Source organism: Flavobacterium sp., assembly GCF_044341265.1.
Taxonomy (GTDB): domain Bacteria; phylum Bacteroidota; class Bacteroidia; order Flavobacteriales; family Flavobacteriaceae; genus Flavobacterium.
On sequence record NZ_JBIISA010000010.1, the window covers coordinates 61,328 to 77,927 of the forward strand.

11 protein-coding genes are annotated in these 16,600 nt (G+C 31.6%); 2 read left to right on the forward strand and 9 right to left on the reverse strand.

The genetic code is table 11. The features are described from left to right. Nucleotides 1–77 precede the first annotated feature (77 nt). The 4 genes from ACIQ06_RS06985 to uvrC form a co-directional block, all read right to left on the reverse strand. Nucleotides 78–1,238, reverse strand: a complete 1,161-nt coding sequence (locus ACIQ06_RS06985; RefSeq protein ID WP_396144851.1) for a homogentisate 1,2-dioxygenase — start codon at nucleotides 1,236–1,238, stop codon at nucleotides 78–80. A 184-nt stretch (nucleotides 1,239–1,422) separates the two neighbouring features. Continuing rightward, a complete protein-coding gene (locus ACIQ06_RS06990; protein WP_396144853.1) occupies nucleotides 1,423–2,892 on the reverse strand; it encodes an APC family permease in 1,470 nt (489 codons plus the stop codon). Between the two features lie 78 nt (nucleotides 2,893–2,970). Then, the gene (locus ACIQ06_RS06995; RefSeq protein WP_396144855.1) at nucleotides 2,971–5,184 is read right to left on the reverse strand and encodes a patatin-like phospholipase family protein; all 2,214 of its coding nucleotides are present in this window, start codon (nucleotides 5,182–5,184) and stop codon (nucleotides 2,971–2,973) included. 37 nt (nucleotides 5,185–5,221) lie between these two features. Beyond that, complete coding sequence (gene uvrC / locus ACIQ06_RS07000) at nucleotides 5,222–7,015, reverse strand: excinuclease ABC subunit UvrC (protein ID WP_396144857.1); 1,794 nt, start codon at nucleotides 7,013–7,015, stop codon at nucleotides 5,222–5,224. Nucleotides 7,016–7,128: 113 nt separating this feature from the next. Here uvrC and ACIQ06_RS07005 point away from each other — a divergent pair, with 113 nt between their 5' ends. Beyond that, a complete protein-coding gene (locus ACIQ06_RS07005) occupies nucleotides 7,129–7,692 on the forward strand; it encodes a 5-formyltetrahydrofolate cyclo-ligase (protein ID WP_396144859.1) in 564 nt (187 codons plus the stop codon). On the opposite strand, the gene ACIQ06_RS07010 is transcribed toward ACIQ06_RS07005, so the two are convergent. The 3 genes from ACIQ06_RS07010 to ileS all read right to left on the reverse strand — a co-directional run bounded on the left by ACIQ06_RS07010 (nucleotide 7,689) and on the right by ileS (nucleotide 12,213). Continuing rightward, a complete protein-coding gene (locus ACIQ06_RS07010; RefSeq protein WP_396144861.1) occupies nucleotides 7,689–8,339 on the reverse strand; it encodes a lipoprotein signal peptidase in 651 nt (216 codons plus the stop codon). The two genes, ACIQ06_RS07005 and ACIQ06_RS07010, sit on opposite strands and share 4 nt — an antisense overlap. A gap of 84 nt (nucleotides 8,340–8,423) precedes the next feature. Then, nucleotides 8,424–8,804 (reverse strand): TraR/DksA C4-type zinc finger protein, encoded by a 381-nt coding sequence (locus ACIQ06_RS07015; RefSeq protein WP_298303451.1) that lies wholly within the window; start codon nucleotides 8,802–8,804, stop codon nucleotides 8,424–8,426. Nucleotides 8,805–8,811: 7 nt separating this feature from the next. Beyond that, nucleotides 8,812–12,213 carry an isoleucine--tRNA ligase gene (gene ileS / locus ACIQ06_RS07020; RefSeq protein WP_396144863.1) on the reverse strand — a complete coding sequence of 1,134 codons (3,402 nt, stop codon included), beginning with the start codon at nucleotides 12,211–12,213 and terminating at the stop codon, nucleotides 8,812–8,814. Nucleotides 12,214–12,442: 229 nt separating this feature from the next. Here ileS and ACIQ06_RS07025 point away from each other — a divergent pair, with 229 nt between their 5' ends. After that, the gene (locus ACIQ06_RS07025; RefSeq protein ID WP_396144865.1) at nucleotides 12,443–13,534 is read left to right on the forward strand and encodes an acyltransferase family protein; all 1,092 of its coding nucleotides are present in this window, start codon (nucleotides 12,443–12,445) and stop codon (nucleotides 13,532–13,534) included. Here ACIQ06_RS07025 and recO read toward each other — a convergent pair. Both recO and ACIQ06_RS07035 read right to left on the reverse strand, forming a co-directional pair. Beyond that, nucleotides 13,514–14,227, reverse strand: a complete 714-nt coding sequence (gene recO, locus ACIQ06_RS07030) for a DNA repair protein RecO (RefSeq protein WP_396144868.1) — start codon at nucleotides 14,225–14,227, stop codon at nucleotides 13,514–13,516. The two genes, ACIQ06_RS07025 and recO, sit on opposite strands and share 21 nt — an antisense overlap. Further along, a complete protein-coding gene (locus ACIQ06_RS07035) occupies nucleotides 14,227–16,524 on the reverse strand; it encodes a T9SS type A sorting domain-containing protein (protein WP_396144871.1) in 2,298 nt (765 codons plus the stop codon). The genes recO and ACIQ06_RS07035 overlap by 1 nt, the downstream gene beginning before the upstream one ends. Between the last annotated feature and the right edge of the window lie 76 nt (nucleotides 16,525–16,600).

The following is a 16,600-nucleotide window of genomic DNA, read 5'->3' on the forward strand; positions in this document are numbered from 1 at the left end:
TTTGTTTTGTATTAAGATGAAAGTAATGTGAATTTAAGATTCAACTTTATTCAAAAGATACTTTCTAAAATTTATAATTATTTATCTAACCAAGATAGAAAGTAGGTTTCATCAGCAATTTTCATAGCCTCTTCAGTAACCATTAAAGGTTTGAAAGTGTCGACCATAACGGCTAACTCTAGTGTTTCTTTTTTTCCGATACTTCTTTCTGCTGCTCCTGGGTGTGGTCCGTGCGGAATTCCTGCTGGATGTAGCGAAATGTTTCCTGGTTTTACATCATTTCTACTCATAAAATCGCCATCTACATAATACAAAACCTCATCTGCATCAATATTACTATGATTATATGGCGCTGGAATTGATAAAGGATGATAATCGTATAGCCTTGGAACGAAAGAACATATTACAAAAGCAGATGTTTCAAATGTTTGATGAACTGGTGGCGGAAGATGAATTCGTCCAGTTATTGGTTCAAAATCATGAATAGAAAGTGCATAAGGATAATTAAAACCATCGTAACCAACTACATCAAATGGGTGAGTTGCATATACCATTTCGAAAATTTCGTCTTTCTTTTTAACTTTGATTATGAAATCTCCAACTTCATTATTGGTTTCTAATTCATAAGGACGACGAATATCTCTTTCGCAATATGGTGAATGTTCTAATAATTGTCCAAACCAATTTCTATATTGTTTTGGTGTATAAATTGGAGAGTGTGATTCCACAATAAACAATCTATTATCTTCAGTATCAAAATCGATTTTGTAGATTATCCCTCTTGGAATAATAAGGTAATCACCATATTTAAAATCTAAATTACCATAAATGGTTCTTAGTTTTCCTGATCCTTGATGGATGAAAATCATTTCATCAGAATCGGTATTTTTATAAAAATAATCGGTTGTTGATTTCCTTGGAGCTGCTAAAACAATATGACAATCGGAATTGGTTAATACAATTTTGCGGCTTTCTAAAAAGTCATCTTGTGGCGCAACTTCAAAACCTCTTAATTTATAAGATTGGATATTGTTTGACTTAGCAATAGTTGGCGCAACACTATATTGAGAACGAATTTCTTTTACTTGTGTAGGTCGTTGCACGTGATAAGAATTGGTTGACATTCCGTCAAAACCAACGGTTCCAAAAAGCTGTTCGTAATACAAATCGCCGTTTGGTTTTCGGAATTGTGTATGACGTTTTGGTGGGATATTTCCAAGTTTGTGATAAAATGGCATTTTCTTTTTGTTTTAAAGTTTAAAGTAGGAAAGTTTATAACTTTCGTTAACACTCAAAAAGAATTTCTCTCACTCAGGATTTCTCTTGATGAGGAATTTTAAATGGATTAATAAGTTGTCCCATTTTTTCATTTAACAAATATCGGAAAAAATAAAAAAAAGCCACTAAAAAGTGGCTTTTTTTTTATTCTACATTTTCTTGTTTTCCAAGTTTTGCATTTCTTTTACCATATAGGAAATAAACAATTACACCTATTAATAACCATCCTAAAGATAATAATTGCGCATCCTTACTAAGATTAATCATTAAATAAGTATTAATACAAATACCACATATTGCTATCACAGGCAATGCAGGAACCTTAAAAGTTCTTTCTATATTAGGTTGCTTAATTCTTAACATCCAAACAGCTACACATACCATTGTAAAGGCAAACAAGGTTCCGAAACTCGTCATATCAGCCAACTTGTTTATTGGCGTAAAAGCAGCAACTGTCGCTATAACCGCGCCTAAAATCATAAGATTTGTTTTAGGTGTTCCTGAAATAGGATTAACTTTAGAAAATACTTGAGGAATTAGACCATCTTTTGACATTCCAAGAAAAATTCTTGATTGTCCCATAATCATTACCATTAACACCGATATCAAACCAACTGTTGCTGCAATTGTTATAATGTAACCAGCCCAAGCTTGTCCAGCTATATCAAAAGCATAAGCTACAGGAGCTTTTATTGCATCTGGATATTTTCCAAGTGGATTAAAATCTTTATAATTCATCATTCCAGTTAGTACAAGTGAAACTAAAATATATAACAATGTACAAATTAATAAAGAAGCTATAATTGCAAAAGGGACATCTTTCTTTGGATTCTTTGCTTCACCTGCTTGTGTCGAAACAGCATCAAAACCTACGTAAGCAAAGAAAATTGCTGCAGCACCTGATACAATACCTCCAAATCCATATGCTTCATGGGTGGTATTCTTATCTATAATTTGAGTAGCATCTGGAATAAATGGAGACCAATTTTCTGGATTGATAAAAAAAGCTCCTGCAATTATAACGAATATGATTGCAGATACCTTCATGATAACAATCAAGTTATTCGCTTTGGCAGCGCTTTGTGTTCCTTTAATTAAAATTGAAATAACAAAAAGTACTATTAAAAAAGCTGGTAAATTCATTGAAAAACCTTCTCCTGTATAACTACTTGGGTCAGTGGTTAACCACTCGGGAAGCTTTATTCCAAACATTTTTAATAATTTATTGAAATAACCTGACCAAGATACAGCTACAGTCATAGATCCCATTGCGTATTCTAGTATTAAACCCCATCCTATAATCCATGCGAAAATTTCACCAATTGTTCCATAAGCATAAGCATAGGCTGAACCTTCAACTGGTAAAATAGAGGCAAATTCAGAATAACAAAGTGCAGCAAAAACACAGGCAACTCCTGCAATAATAAAAGATAATGCTAAAGCTGGACCTGCATGATAATAAGCTCCTGTTCCTGTTAAAACAAAGATTCCACCACCAATGATAGCTCCTACACCTATTGCCGTAAGACTCCATTTCCCTAAAACTTTCTTTAATTCACTCTTTTTCATATCGGCCTCAAAGGCAGATACGGGTTTAACTCTCCAAATAGACATAATGTAGTTTTTTAGTTTATTGTGTTCAAATATACTTTTTTTGTTTAATAATTTTACGAATATAGAAAATTTATAGGTTTAAAACCAAAATCCTACATTAATCCAAGTAAATCCTTTGGGTAATTCTGGTGACCAAGAATATTTAATTTCAATTGGTCCTAAAACGGTTTCAAGTCCGTATCCAACTGCATATCCAGAGTATCTTGGTGTTGAAAGCCAATTACCTGAACTGAATAATTTATTTTCAACATTGGCATAGTTTGCTGAAAAATTAATGTGATTTTTCTTTAAGAACTCCACATCAATTGTAGCTAATGATTTTATATAGCTATCTGCTGCGATACTTAAAAAATCGTAACCATAAAAATGTTTGAAATTATTTATTGTATTAAATCCATAACCACCTAAAACAAAATCTAAGAAATGAACACTATCTTCTCCAAAAGAGAAACCAGCCTCAGATTGGAGTCTTAAATTAAATATTTTATAAAAAGTTCTGGTAATTCCGGCTTCTCCTTTTAAAATTGAGAATTTATTGAATTGATTTGTGTAATTACTAGAATACATATAGGTTTGCAAATCTCCTTCAAAAAACCATCCTTTTTTAGGGAAAAATTTATTGTCAAAAGAATCATATTTTAAATATCCGAATGCACTTGCATAATTGCTGTTTTCAAAAATTGTGTTATTACTTTCTAATGTTTTTGATCTAATTTTTAAATGTTTTAATTCTAATCCAGCTCCTATTAAAAATTTTTGTGCAAATATTGTTTGGACATAGGCTTGATTTGTAATGTCAGAAAAATCTACATTTAAGGAATTAATTCCGTATTGAGAAAAAAGATTACCATCATTAAAGTCTGTTGAAACATTTTTATTGAATTGATTAAATTGAGATTTAAAACCAAAACTAAAATAAAACCCGTTATCGATATAATAATTAAGGTTGTATCTGAAATTATCTCCAAGTCCTAAATCTATTGCTAAAACGTCGTTTCTTAAAAAGAGTTTTTTCTGTGTTAGATTAACTAAAACTGCACTTTTATATAAGTCATCATAATGTAATCCGAATTTTAAAAACGTTTTATTCTTGTTCTCAATTAAATTTAAATTAATGTCATCCCCATTTGTTAATTCATTGATTTGATAGTTAATAGCACTAAAATTTCCTGTTGCATCAAGAGTATTAATTCCTGTTTTTAACTGATCATAACTAATTACATTTCCTCTTTTAAAACCAAGCTTACCGATTACATAAGCATGGGTGTAATCTTTAAGAGTATTGATTGTTATTCTTTTAACATCTAAACTATCTCTAGTAACATTTAGTTTCTGAGTTTTATAATTTCTTGTTTCTGAACTCAACTTTTTTAATTCATCAAATACCTTTAACGCTGCATCTTCTCCTTTTTGAATAATTTCTTGGCCTTTATCAAAGGTAATAACTGTATAGTCTTTAATATCAGGCTTTATGTAGATATCTGTTTTTTTTATCTTCTCTTTCATACCTTCAATCATCTGAAGATTTGAAATTTGAACCAAAATCTTTGTAGCTTCTTTCAGTGAATTTCTTCCTTTTAATCCGTCTTGAACGTCAACACCAATGATGATATCAGCTCCCATTTTTTTCACCTCATCTATTGGGTAATTATTAGTTACACCTCCATCAATTAACATTTTTCCATCAATTTCAATTGGAGAAAACAATGTTGGAAAAGCCGAACTGGCTAAAAGTGCTTGAGCTAAATATCCTTTATTTAAAATTAATTGTTCTCCAGTTTCAATATCGGTTGCAATACATAAAAAAGGAATTGGAAGTTTGTTAAATTCTCTTATATGTCTTACTGAATGAGTAAGTTTTGTGAGTAAATTATAATTATACATTCCTTTTGAAAGCGCTATTGGAACTCCCACACTGAATTTATTGAATGGTAATGAAATTGCGTAAAGCTCATCATTACGCTTTTCATAAAAACTTTTTGAAGACCTTGGTATGTAATCTTTTAAAAGTTGATCAAAATTTGTATCGTGAAATATTGAATCTATTTGCATGGCACTATATCCTGTAGCATATAATCCTCCAACTACAGCGCCCATGCTAGTTCCACCAATATAATCTATTTTGACACCAGCTTTTTCTAGCACTTTTAAAACTCCGATATGGGCAAATCCTTTTGCTCCACCGCCGGTTAAAACTAATCCGATTTTTTTTCTTTGAATGGTGTCTTGCGAAAATGAGTGTAGAGGTAAAAGAATCGTCAGTAAAAAATAAATAAAAATTTTAAATTTCACTTTTTGTCTTCCAAATTTTAATCTTAGACACATATGATTATTCTTTTTTGTAAAATTCGATAATTTTTTTGGATTTAGATACACCAACAACGTCAGAAATTTCTTTTTCTGAAGCTAATTTCAATCTTTTAACACTTTTGAAATGTTTTATTAATGTGAGCATAGTTTTTTCACCTATTCCAGGAATGGTTTCTATGGATGAATTTAATGCCGATTTGCTTCGTTTGTCGCGGTGAAATGTGATTCCGAATCGGTGTGCTTCGTTACGTAAAAACTGAATAACTTTGAGCGTTTCCGATTTTTTGTCTAAGTATAGAGGAACTGAATCGCCTGGATAAAAGAGTTCTTCCAATCGTTTTGCAATTCCGATGATGGCAATTTTTCCTCGTAAACCTAAATCATCAATACTTTTTAAGGCTGACGAAAGTTGTCCTTTTCCTCCATCAATGATGATTAGTTGTGGCAAAGGTTGATTTTCGTCTAATAATCGTTTGTATCTTCGGTAAACGACTTCTTCCATTGATGCGAAATCGTTTGGTCCTTCTACGGTTTTTATATTGAAATGACGATAATCTTTTTTGGATGGTTTTCCATCTTTAAAAACTACGCAAGCAGCTACAGGATTGGTTCCTTGAATATTGGAATTATCAAAACATTCGATATGTCGTGGCTCAACAGAAAGACGTAAATCTTTTTGCATTTGCGCCATTATTCGGTTCGTATGACGTTCTGGATCTACAATTTGAATTTGTTTTAATTGATCTAAACGGTAATATTTGGCATTTCTTTCGGATAATTCTAAAATATGCTTTTTGTCGCCGAGTTGTGGAACGGTAATCTTTACATTTTCGCCTAAATTCAATGGAAAAGGCAAAACAATTTCTTTTGAAGTCAAATGAAAACGCTCACGAAGTTCGACAACAGCTAATTCTAAAAGTTCTTCGTCGGTTTCGTCTAATTTTTTCTTTAATTCTAAAGTATGCGAACGAATGATTGCGCCATGAGCAATTTGCAAAAAGTTGACATAAGCCATAGTTTCATCAGAAATAATGGAAAACACATCGATATTGGAAATCTTCGGATTTAGAACCGTTGAACGCGATTGATAATTTTCGAGAACTTCTATTTTTTCTTTGATTTGTTGCGCTTCTTCAAATTGCATATTAGCTGCAAATTCCTGCATTTTGGATTTGAAATCTTTCAGACTTTCTTTGAAGTTTCCTTTCAATATTTCACGAATGGCGTTGACTTGAATTTGATAATGTTCCGCTGTTTCGTATCCTTCACATCCGCCTTTGCAATTACCAATATGAAATTCTAAACAAACTTTATATTTTCCTTTATCGATATTGTTTTCGGTTAAGTCATAGTTACAAGTTCGCAATGGATACAACTCTTTTACCAAATCCAAAATCGTATTTACCGTTTTGAAATTGGTATAAGGGCCAAAATATTCCGAACCGTCTTTTATCATTCTTCTAGTTGGAAAAATTCTTGGAAATGGTTCTTTTTTGATACAAATCCATGGATAGGTTTTATCATCACGCAATAAGACATTGTATCTCGGTTGGAGTTTTTTTATTAAATTGTTTTCCAACAAAAGTGCATCTTGTTCAGACGAAACTACAATATGTTTTATAGTAACAATTTTGCGAACCAACACATTCGTTTTTCCGTTATCGTGAACTTTGTTGAAATAGGAAGAAACACGTTTTTTGAGATTTTTAGCTTTTCCTACATATAGAATTTTATCTTCTTTATCATAATACTGATATACTCCGGGATTATCGGGTAGTGTTTGTATTTGAAGTTCTAAAGATGGATTGTTCATTTTTTAAGAAAATAGAGAAAAGAATAAAGAAAATAGATTTCTGAAATTTTTCTTCAAACAAATTTAACTTTAAATTCTTCACAAAGCAAATTGTATTTTTTTACTTTTACCTCATGTTAAAAAAAGAATTAAGACAAAAATATAAAGAATTAAGACAAGGTTTGACTCCAGAAGCAATTGAAGATAAAAGTTTGGCTATTGCTAATCGATTATTACAGTTGGATATTTGGGATAAAACCTATTACCATTTATTCTTGTCAATTGAAGAACAAAAAGAAATTGATACGGAATTCATTCTTCAAATTTTAGCTGGAAAAGATAAAGAAATTGTAGTTTCTAAAAGTGATTTTGCTACTTTAGGAATGACACATTATCTTCTTACGGACAACACCAAATTGAAGAAAAACGAATACAACATTCCAGAACCAGTTGATGGTTTAGAAGTTCCTGTAACTAAAATTGATGTGGTTTTTGTTCCACTTTTAGCTTTTGATTTAAAAGGAAATCGAGTTGGTTATGGCAAAGGATTTTACGATAAATTTTTATCTCAATGCAAGCCAGATACTATTAAAATAGGATTGTCTTTCTTTGAAGCGGAAGATAAAATTGAATACATTTCAGACAATGATATTCAATTAGATTTTTGTGTTACTCCAAATAAACTATATTTTTTTTAGATTGCATCTTCATCTAATTTATTAGAAAACTTAACGTTAGGCGGAAGTTTTACAGGTGCAAATGCTCTTTTATTAAAGAATATTAAAATTCCAACTCCAACAGAAATTGCAAAATCTGCAACGTTGAAAATTGCATTAAAAAATCTAAAATCATTTCCACCCCATACAGGAATCCAATTAGGTAATTTTCCTTCCCAAATAGGAAATTCAAACATATCTACTACTCTTCCATGAAACCAATCTCCATAATGTTCTTCTGAAAAATACGTCGCAAGATGATATCTAGTACTTTCTTCAAACATAACTCCATATAAAACAGAATCAATTATATTACCCAAAGCGCCTGCAAATATTAAAGCGATTGAGGTGATTAAAAATTTAGATTTTTCTTTTTCAATTGAATCCCACAACCAATATGCAATACCACCAACAGCTAAAATTCTAAATAAAGTTAAGAATAATTTGCCATATTCACCTGGTATTTTTGTACCCCAAGCCATACCTTCATTTTCAATAAAAGTAATATTAAACCAACTTAAAACAGGATATGATTCACCATAATAGAAATTGGTTTTTACATATACTTTTGAGAATTGATCTACAATTAATATTAGGATAATGATAAGTGCTGCGTGCCTAAGTTTCATTTTTTGGTTTTTGTGGTGCAAAAATAGTATTATTTCTAAAAAAAACGCCCCAAAAGGAGCGTTAAATATTAAATGCCATGCATATTATCGTTGTAAATTCTTAGCCTCAATACTCATTGTTGCATGAGGAACGATTTTTAATCTTTCTTTTCCGATTAATTTTCCTGTTACTTTACAAACACCATAGGTTTTGTTTTCAACACGGAAAAGTGCATTTTTAAGGTCACGAATAAACTTTTCTTGGCGAATTGCTAATTGTGAATTCGCTTCTTTACTCATGGTTTCGCTTCCTTCTTCAAATGCTTTGAATGTTGGTGACGTGTCGTCTGTACCATTATTCAAATCATTCATGTAAGCACTTTTGATTAATTCTAAATCTGTTTGTGCTTTTTCAATTTTTGCAAGGATAATTTCTTTGAACTCTGCTAAATCAGCATCAGAGTATCGCATCATTTCTTCAACCATCTGTATACTATTTTGAAATTAATATTTTTGTTTTTATGTCATCAAACTCAATTTCTATACCACTTTCTAAATTATCAGTAAAATTTAATTCTTCTGTTAATGTTTCGTCTTTGATATAGCTTTCGTTATTCTTTATTGCTTGTTCTAATTCTCCATTACGTTGAATTTGAACTTTAATTTTATCTGTTACTTCAAAACCAGAATCTTTTCTAATGTTTTGAATTCTGTTTACCAATTCTCTTGCTATTCCTTCTTGTTTTAGTTCTTCAGAAATTGTGATATCTAAAGCTACTGTAATTCCGTTAGAATTTGCAACCAACCAACCTGGAATATCTTGTGAAGATATTTCTACATCTTGGGATGTTAAAATTATACTTTTTCCTGAAATAACAAGCGATAGCTCACCTTTAGCATCAATTTCGTTGATTTGTTCTTGTGAAAATTTTTGTATCTCACTAGAAATCAATCCCATATCCTTACCAAAACGAGGTCCCAATGCTTTGAAATTTGGTTTAATTTGCTTCACTAAAACACCTGATGCATCGTCTAAAAGTTCGATTTCTTTGACGTTTACTTCGGCTTTTATTAGGTCAGAAACTGCCTCGATTTCAGCACGCTGCGTCTCGTCAAGTATAGGAACCATAACCTTTTGCAACGGTTGACGTACTTTTATCATTTCCTTTTTACGAAGTGATAAAACTAACGAAGAAACCGTTTGTGCTTTCATCATTTTGCTCTCTAACGATTTATCAACAAAGTTTTCAACCGAAACAGGGAAATTTGCCAAGTGAACACTAGTAAAACTCTCGCTTCCAGTTGCATTAACTAAATCGGTATATAATTTGTCCATAAAAAATGGCGCTATCGGAGCCGAAAGTTTAGCCACATTCAACAAACAAGTGTAAAGCGTTTGATAAGCCGCGATTTTATCTGTTCCGTATTCGCCTTTCCAGAATCTTCTTCTGCACAGACGAACGTACCAGTTACTTAAATTTTCCTGAACAAAGTCAGAAATAGCTCTTGCTGCTTTTGTTGGTTCGTAATCTGCGTAAGCTTCATCAACAACTTTTATCAATGTATGCAATTCAGATAAAATCCAACGATCGATTTCAGGTCTTTCGTTTAATGGAATTTCAGCTTCTGCATATTTGAAACCATCGATATTAGCATATAAACTAAAGAACGAGTACGTGTTATATAAAGTTCCGAAGAATTTTCTACGAACTTCTGCAACACCTTCGATATCAAATTTCAAGTTGTCCCAAGGATTGGCATTCGAAATCATGTACCAACGTGTAGCATCTGGACCATATTCAGCCAAAGTTGTGAATGGATCAACGGCATTTCCTAGACGTTTCGACATTTTTTGTCCGTTTTTGTCTAGAACTAATCCGTTTGAAACTACATTTTTATACGCAATTTTATCAAAAACTAAAGTTCCGATGGCGTGTAAAGTATAAAACCAACCACGAGTTTGGTCAACTCCTTCTGCGATAAAATCAGCTGGAAATGCTTTGTTTTCGTCAATTAAATCTTTGTTTTCAAATGGATAATGCCATTGTGCATAAGGCATCGCACCTGAATCGAACCAAACGTCAATTAAATCACTTTCACGTTTCATTAATTTTCCTGATGGTGAAACCAAAACGATGTTATCAACCACATTTTTGTGTAAATCGACTAAATCGTAGTTTTCTTCACTCATATTTCCAACCACAAAACCTTTGAATGGATTTTCTTTTTGGAAACCTGCAGCGATTGATTTTTCAATTTCAGCATACAATTCTTCTACCGAACCAATTAGTACTTCTTCGGTTCCGTCTTCGGTTCTCCATATTGGCAATGGAATTCCCCAATATCTTGAACGCGACAAGTTCCAATCGTTGGCATTTTTCAACCAATTTCCGAAACGACCTTCACCAGTTGCTTTTGGTTTCCAGTTGATGGTTTCGTTCAAATCGAACATTCTGTCTTTGATTTCGGTTACTTTAATGAACCAAGAATCTAACGGATAATATAAAATTGGTTTGTCAGTTCTCCAACAATGTGGGTAACTGTGCACGTACTTTTCAACTTTAAATGCCTTATTTTCTTCTTTTAATTGGATAGCAATTTCCACATCGGCAGAGCGTTCTGGAGCTTCACCATCATTGTAATATTCGTTTTTAACGTATTTTCCAGAATAATTTCCTAAACCTTGAATGAATTTACCTTGTAAATCAACTAAAGGAACAGGATTTCCGTTTTCGTCTAAAACCAACATTGGCGGCACTTCAGGCGTTGCTTCTTTAGCCACTTTAGCATCATCTGCACCAAAAGTTGGAGCCGTGTGTACAATTCCAGTTCCATCTTCTGTAGTTACGAAATCACCCGAAATTACTCTAAAAGCATTTTCAGGATTTTGATAAGGCAAAGCCAATGGCATCAATTGTTCATAACGAATTCCCACTAAATCAGCACCTTTGCATTCAGCCAAGATTTGGTATGGAATGTTTTTATCACCTTCTTTGAAATTTTCAAAATCGGATGGTTCATTTGAAGCAAAAAATCCTTTTCCAAATTGTTTTCCGACAAGGTTTTTAGCCAAAATTACTTTAACAGGACGATATGTATATTGATTGAAAGTTTCCACCAAAACATAATCAATTTTTGGACCAACGGTCAAAGCGGTGTTTGATGGTAAAGTCCAAGGAGTTGTCGTCCAAGCCAAGATGTGAATATCACCAAAACCTTGTAAAAAGCTTGGTAAAGTTTCTGTTTTAGTTTTGAATTGTGCTACTACCGTGGTATCCGTAACATCTCTGTAACTTCCTGGTTGGTTTACTTCGTGTGAAGATAATCCAGTTCCAGCTTTTGGAGAATAAGGTTGAATTGTGTAGCCTTTGTATAGTAAATCTTTGTTGTAAATTTGTTTCAACAACCACCAAACAGTTTCCATATATTTGGATTTGTAAGTCACATATGGATCTTCCATATCAACCCAATAACCCATTTTTTCAGTCAAATCGTTCCACACGTCTGTATAACGCATAACTGTTCGTTTACACGCTTCGTTGTATTCTTCTACCGAAATGGTTTTTCCGATGTCTTCTTTGGTGATTCCTAATTCTTTTTCAGTTCCCAATTCTACAGGCAAACCATGTGTATCCCAACCTGCTTTACGTTTTACTTGAAAACCTTTTTGAGTTTTATAACGACAAAAAATATCTTTAATAGCACGAGCCATCACGTGGTGAATTCCAGGTAATCCATTTGCCGAAGGTGGACCTTCAAAAAACACATACGGAGTTGCTCCTTCACGCGAAGTTACACTTTGTTCAAAAACGTTGTTTTTCTTCCAAAAATCAAGAACTTCTGATGCTACTGTTGGCAAGTCAAGTCCTTTGTATTCAGTAAATTTTGTGCTCATTTTGTCGTAATCTTAAATCAGTTTGCGAAAGTAATAAATAGTTGTGAGTTATGAGTTATGAGTTATGAGTTTTTGCGATTGTACAAGAAAGAATGTCTAAATTTATCTTTTATGCAAAAACTTCCTTTAAAAATGTTTGTAGATTGTGGATTTTGCTTGAATTGACTTTGCATCATTAATTTATTAATTGCACATTTGTGAACTATTTAAATTTTTAATTGAATTCCAAATGGAAAGAATACCAAATATTACAGGACTACGTTTCTTTTTAGCAGTTTTTGTAATGATTTTCCATATTTCTGAATTTTGTAGTAAACATGACATTCCGTTTTACAATTCAATACCACTATTTCACAAAGGTTATGAAGCTGTTTGTGTCTTTTTTTCTTTAAGTGGATTTTTAATTATAAGGCAACTTTATCTTGAAAAAGAAACAACAAACACCATTTCGCTAAAAAACTTTTACATTAGAAGAGCTTTACGAATTTTTCCGCTTTACTTTTTGATTTTACTTTTTGGATTGACTTATTACAATTATATTCTTCCAAAATTTGGTTTCACTGGTGGATTCAATACTAATTATAATTTATATGAAGGATTGTTGCTTTCAATATTCTTTATGCCAAATGTTTTTGCCGCTTTATACAATCCTGGTGGAATTATAGAAATTCTTTGGTCTATAGGTGTTGAGGAACAATTTTATTTGTTTATTGCTCCAGTATTATTGTTTTTGCCTGTAAGAAAAATAATTGCCTTTTTATTGGTTTCCACCATTGTTTTCTTTACGATATATTTTACTATTGAAGGAAATATTTTATATAAATACACTATGCTGTTTTTTTATTTTACTTCTAGTGGTATCATTTCGATTCTATTATTAAAAAAGCCACAACTATTTAATAATAAATTAGTTATATATATATCTTTACTTAGTTTTATCCTCTATTTTACAACTAATTATTTTGTAAATTTATTTTCATCTAGCAACTATAATCTTTTCAGTATGTTGCTGTTTTGTTTAGTAATTGGAGTATTGAGCAATAAACCTTATTTCATTTTAAACCATCGTGTTACAACATATTTGGGTAAAATTTCTTATGGAATTTATGTTTACCATGCAATTGTTATCCAATTGATTGGCTTGATTTATATCAAACTTTTTTCCAATCTTGGTCTCAATAATTATCTTATAATTGTGTTTTATAATGCTATTGTTTTAATGACAACTATTTTCATTTCACATTTTTCTTATCAATATTTTGAGAAGTTTTTTATGAATTTTTATCGAAATAAATCTGTATCAAGAAAAAACTTCCTTTAATACGTCTAAAGATTTTGGTTTTTTAAATCCATCAAGGTGAATGGAATAGTAATCTAATAAGATTTTTAGAAGTATTTGACGTTCAATTCCTGCGAAAACCTTTTGGTCGGAATCAAATTTTAAGTTGATTAATTTTTTGAAAAGAAATGTTTCATGTTCGTTAAGGCAATTTGTTCCTTGAAAAGGTGAAAAAATGCCATCAACCATTTCAAAGAAATTAAAATCCGTTTCGGAATTATCCGGGTAAAAACCTAAAAATTTTGTTGTTTCTAAAAGTAAAATTAGATGAAAATTGGATGTTTCTTCGTGTGTATCTAACCAAATTAAAGCCGTTTCAAGAAAAGTAAACAAATCTTCATTTTTTTCTTCTTCGTGAATGCTATGGTGTAACATCTCTGACAAGAAAATTACAATAGTACTTTTTACAATATCGGTATTTATGGTTTGATAAGCTGTGGCTAGTTTTATTTCTTTAAAATGCTCTAAAGTACCTTTATTCTTATGATTGGCTTCAATTTCAAGAATAGTTAAAGGTTGAAAATAAGCGATTTTTTGATTTGATTTTTTTCCAGAATAAGCACTTTGCACGAAGTAACTTTTTAATCCGTCGCTTTGTGTAAAACATTTTACAATCAAGCTTTTTTCTTGATATTTTACGGATGAAAGAACGATTGCTTTAGTTTTGACTAACATTACCTGATAATCATTACTTTTTTAACGATTGTATCTATTCCATCTTCTGCAGAAACTAAAATCATATACACACCTGAAGCTACTTTGTGTTTTCCGAAAGCTGTGGTATCCCATTCTATTGTACCTCCTTCTGAAGTAGTTTCATAGACTAAATTTCCTTCAATGTCTGTGATTTTAACAACTGCTTTATTAGTTAAACCTGATATCTTAACTGTTCCTGAAAAACCTGGTCTCACTGGGTTTGGATAAGCATACACATTACTTAAATCATCACTAGGTCTTGTGGCTGTTCCTTTAAAAGAAACTAATCCTTTATCTGTTGCAAAAAAGACTTCTCCTGTAAAACTATCAATTTCAATATCGTTTACATTATTACTTGGAAGTGGCGAATTTTCTTTTGTGAATTTATAAATAGTTTCCTGACCATTAGGCGAAACTAAATATACTCCAGACTCAGCTATCGAAATCCATTTTCTATTCGCGCCATCAACAGCAATATCCATAATAAATTGCTCATAAAACAATTCTTGAGCCAAATCATCTTCTAAAATAATAATTGGTTTTGATTCGATTTCAGTTTCACTAATAAAAGAATCTGCAGAAGGAATATATCTTAATCCTCTTGCTGTTCCTATCCAAACTTGATTTCTATTATCTATTGCAACAGCTCTAACATCATTTATCGGTAAATTACCATCGGTTCCTGTTCTTATTCTAATAAATTTATTTGCATAATTTTCATTAAATGCAATCAATCCGTTTCCTCTGTAGGAAGGCACCCATTTGGTGTCGTTTTTATCTATAGCTAATTTGGAATATCTTTCTTCAGTTACTGATGCTAATTGATTTTGCCAATCACTGGCTGATATCCAAGTTCCATCGCTTTTCAATGCCTTTAATCCTTTAAAAACTAATGAGTTTGACATCCAAAGACTGCCTTTACTATCAAATGCGCCTCCGTTTATTCTAACAGAAACGTATAGTGGTGTAATTAGTTGTTGGTTCTCGGGACCATTTGGTGGTGCACTATTTTGATTATAAAAGGTGATTACATCGTCTTTTATTTTAAGTAAACCATTATGAAAAGAACATACATAAACTTCATTTTCATTTTTTGGGTTAGTCATAATATCACACAATGATGTTGCTCCAAACAATTCGTTAAAAGGTATTTTGCTCCAACCTGTTTGTCTTGAATATTTGCTTATTCCTTCCTCAAGTAATGTTGGATCGTAGGTTATTGAGTAACCACCATAGGTTGCCCAAAGAGTTGTTGATGTTTGTTTTAATCTAAAAATGTTATTTCTGTCTGGTCCATCTGGCTTTATCACTTGAAAAGTTGTTGGTGCAGATAAAGAGGACACTAGTAATCCTTTTTCATTTGTTCCGATGAAAATTTGATTATCAGCTACTGTCGCGCAACTAAAGGAAACAGGTGCTAAAGTATATTGATTACTATTAATAGTTACTGTTTGTTGCAAAGCAGCATTGAAAATATAAATATAATTTTGATTTGTTACAATTAGAAAATCCTCAATAGTTCTTATATCTAACCCACTTTGATTCATGATAAAAAATTCTTCAAAGAAAGTTCCATTATGCTTGTAGAGCCTAGCATTGGTATTCATTCCAATAAGTTTGTTTTGAATGGTTGTAATTCCGTTCCAAAAACCACCATCGAATAGTTGCCATTGATTATAATCTACCAAATTAGGATTTGAAAGAGATGCTTTTTTTATACCATGTATATCGGTCACGGCAAAAATTTCTCCGTTTAAAATTGTTGTTTGGTATACTTTAACTTGTTGCCCATTATTCCCGATGTAATAAGTATCTCCAAACTCCATTGAAGTTAAATCAAAAACTGAAATTCCATAATCACATGAAATATAAACCTTACCATTATGTTCTAAGAAATGATTAATTTTTTTAAGAAATGGTGAAACTGGTACTTCGACTACTATTCCATTTTTGAAAACAATTTTGCCATCGGAATTCAATATTAAAAGTAATCCGTTTTGGTTTCCAACAAGTGTTTTATTAAAACTTTCGCTATGATGAATTGCTGTAATTGTTTCTGCTTTCAGTCCATCAACAGATGTGGTTGTAGCTAAATCGTTAGTAGCTAAATTTTTAGAAAAAACAGCAATCTCTGAAGATGCGTAAATTTTATCTTGTCCTTGACTAATATCTGTTATTTTGTTGTAGGAGAAATAACCTTGCCATTGCGGATTAGTTTGAGCAAAGCCATTTACGAATAGTACTAAAAATAATATTTGAACAAATTTCTTTATCATTTTGGTAAATTGCAATTTATAAATACAAATATACTATAAACGTATTTAATTGTAATTTCATATACTTCAATAAAAA

What these genes read in the sequence shown, in the direction of transcription:
- recO (WP_396144868.1), bottom strand. Translation starts at nt 14,227, where the DNA reads ATGTTAGTCAAAACTAAAGCAATCGTTCTTTCATCCGTAAAATATCAA.
- uvrC (WP_396144857.1), bottom strand. Translation starts at nt 7,015, where the DNA reads ATGAACAATCCATCTTTAGAACTTCAAATACAAACACTACCCGATAAT.
- ACIQ06_RS07025 (WP_396144865.1), top strand. Translation starts at nt 12,443, where the DNA reads ATGGAAAGAATACCAAATATTACAGGACTACGTTTCTTTTTAGCAGTT.
- ACIQ06_RS07010 (WP_396144861.1), bottom strand. Translation starts at nt 8,339, where the DNA reads ATGAAACTTAGGCACGCAGCACTTATCATTATCCTAATATTAATTGTA.
- ACIQ06_RS06985 (WP_396144851.1), bottom strand. Translation starts at nt 1,238, where the DNA reads ATGCCATTTTATCACAAACTTGGAAATATCCCACCAAAACGTCATACA.
- ACIQ06_RS07005 (WP_396144859.1), top strand. Translation starts at nt 7,129, where the DNA reads ATGTTAAAAAAAGAATTAAGACAAAAATATAAAGAATTAAGACAAGGT.
- ACIQ06_RS07015 (WP_298303451.1), bottom strand. Translation starts at nt 8,804, where the DNA reads ATGGTTGAAGAAATGATGCGATACTCTGATGCTGATTTAGCAGAGTTC.
- ACIQ06_RS06990 (WP_396144853.1), bottom strand. Translation starts at nt 2,892, where the DNA reads ATGTCTATTTGGAGAGTTAAACCCGTATCTGCCTTTGAGGCCGATATG.
- ACIQ06_RS07035 (WP_396144871.1), bottom strand. Translation starts at nt 16,524, where the DNA reads ATGATAAAGAAATTTGTTCAAATATTATTTTTAGTACTATTCGTAAAT.
- ileS (WP_396144863.1), bottom strand. Translation starts at nt 12,213, where the DNA reads ATGAGCACAAAATTTACTGAATACAAAGGACTTGACTTGCCAACAGTA.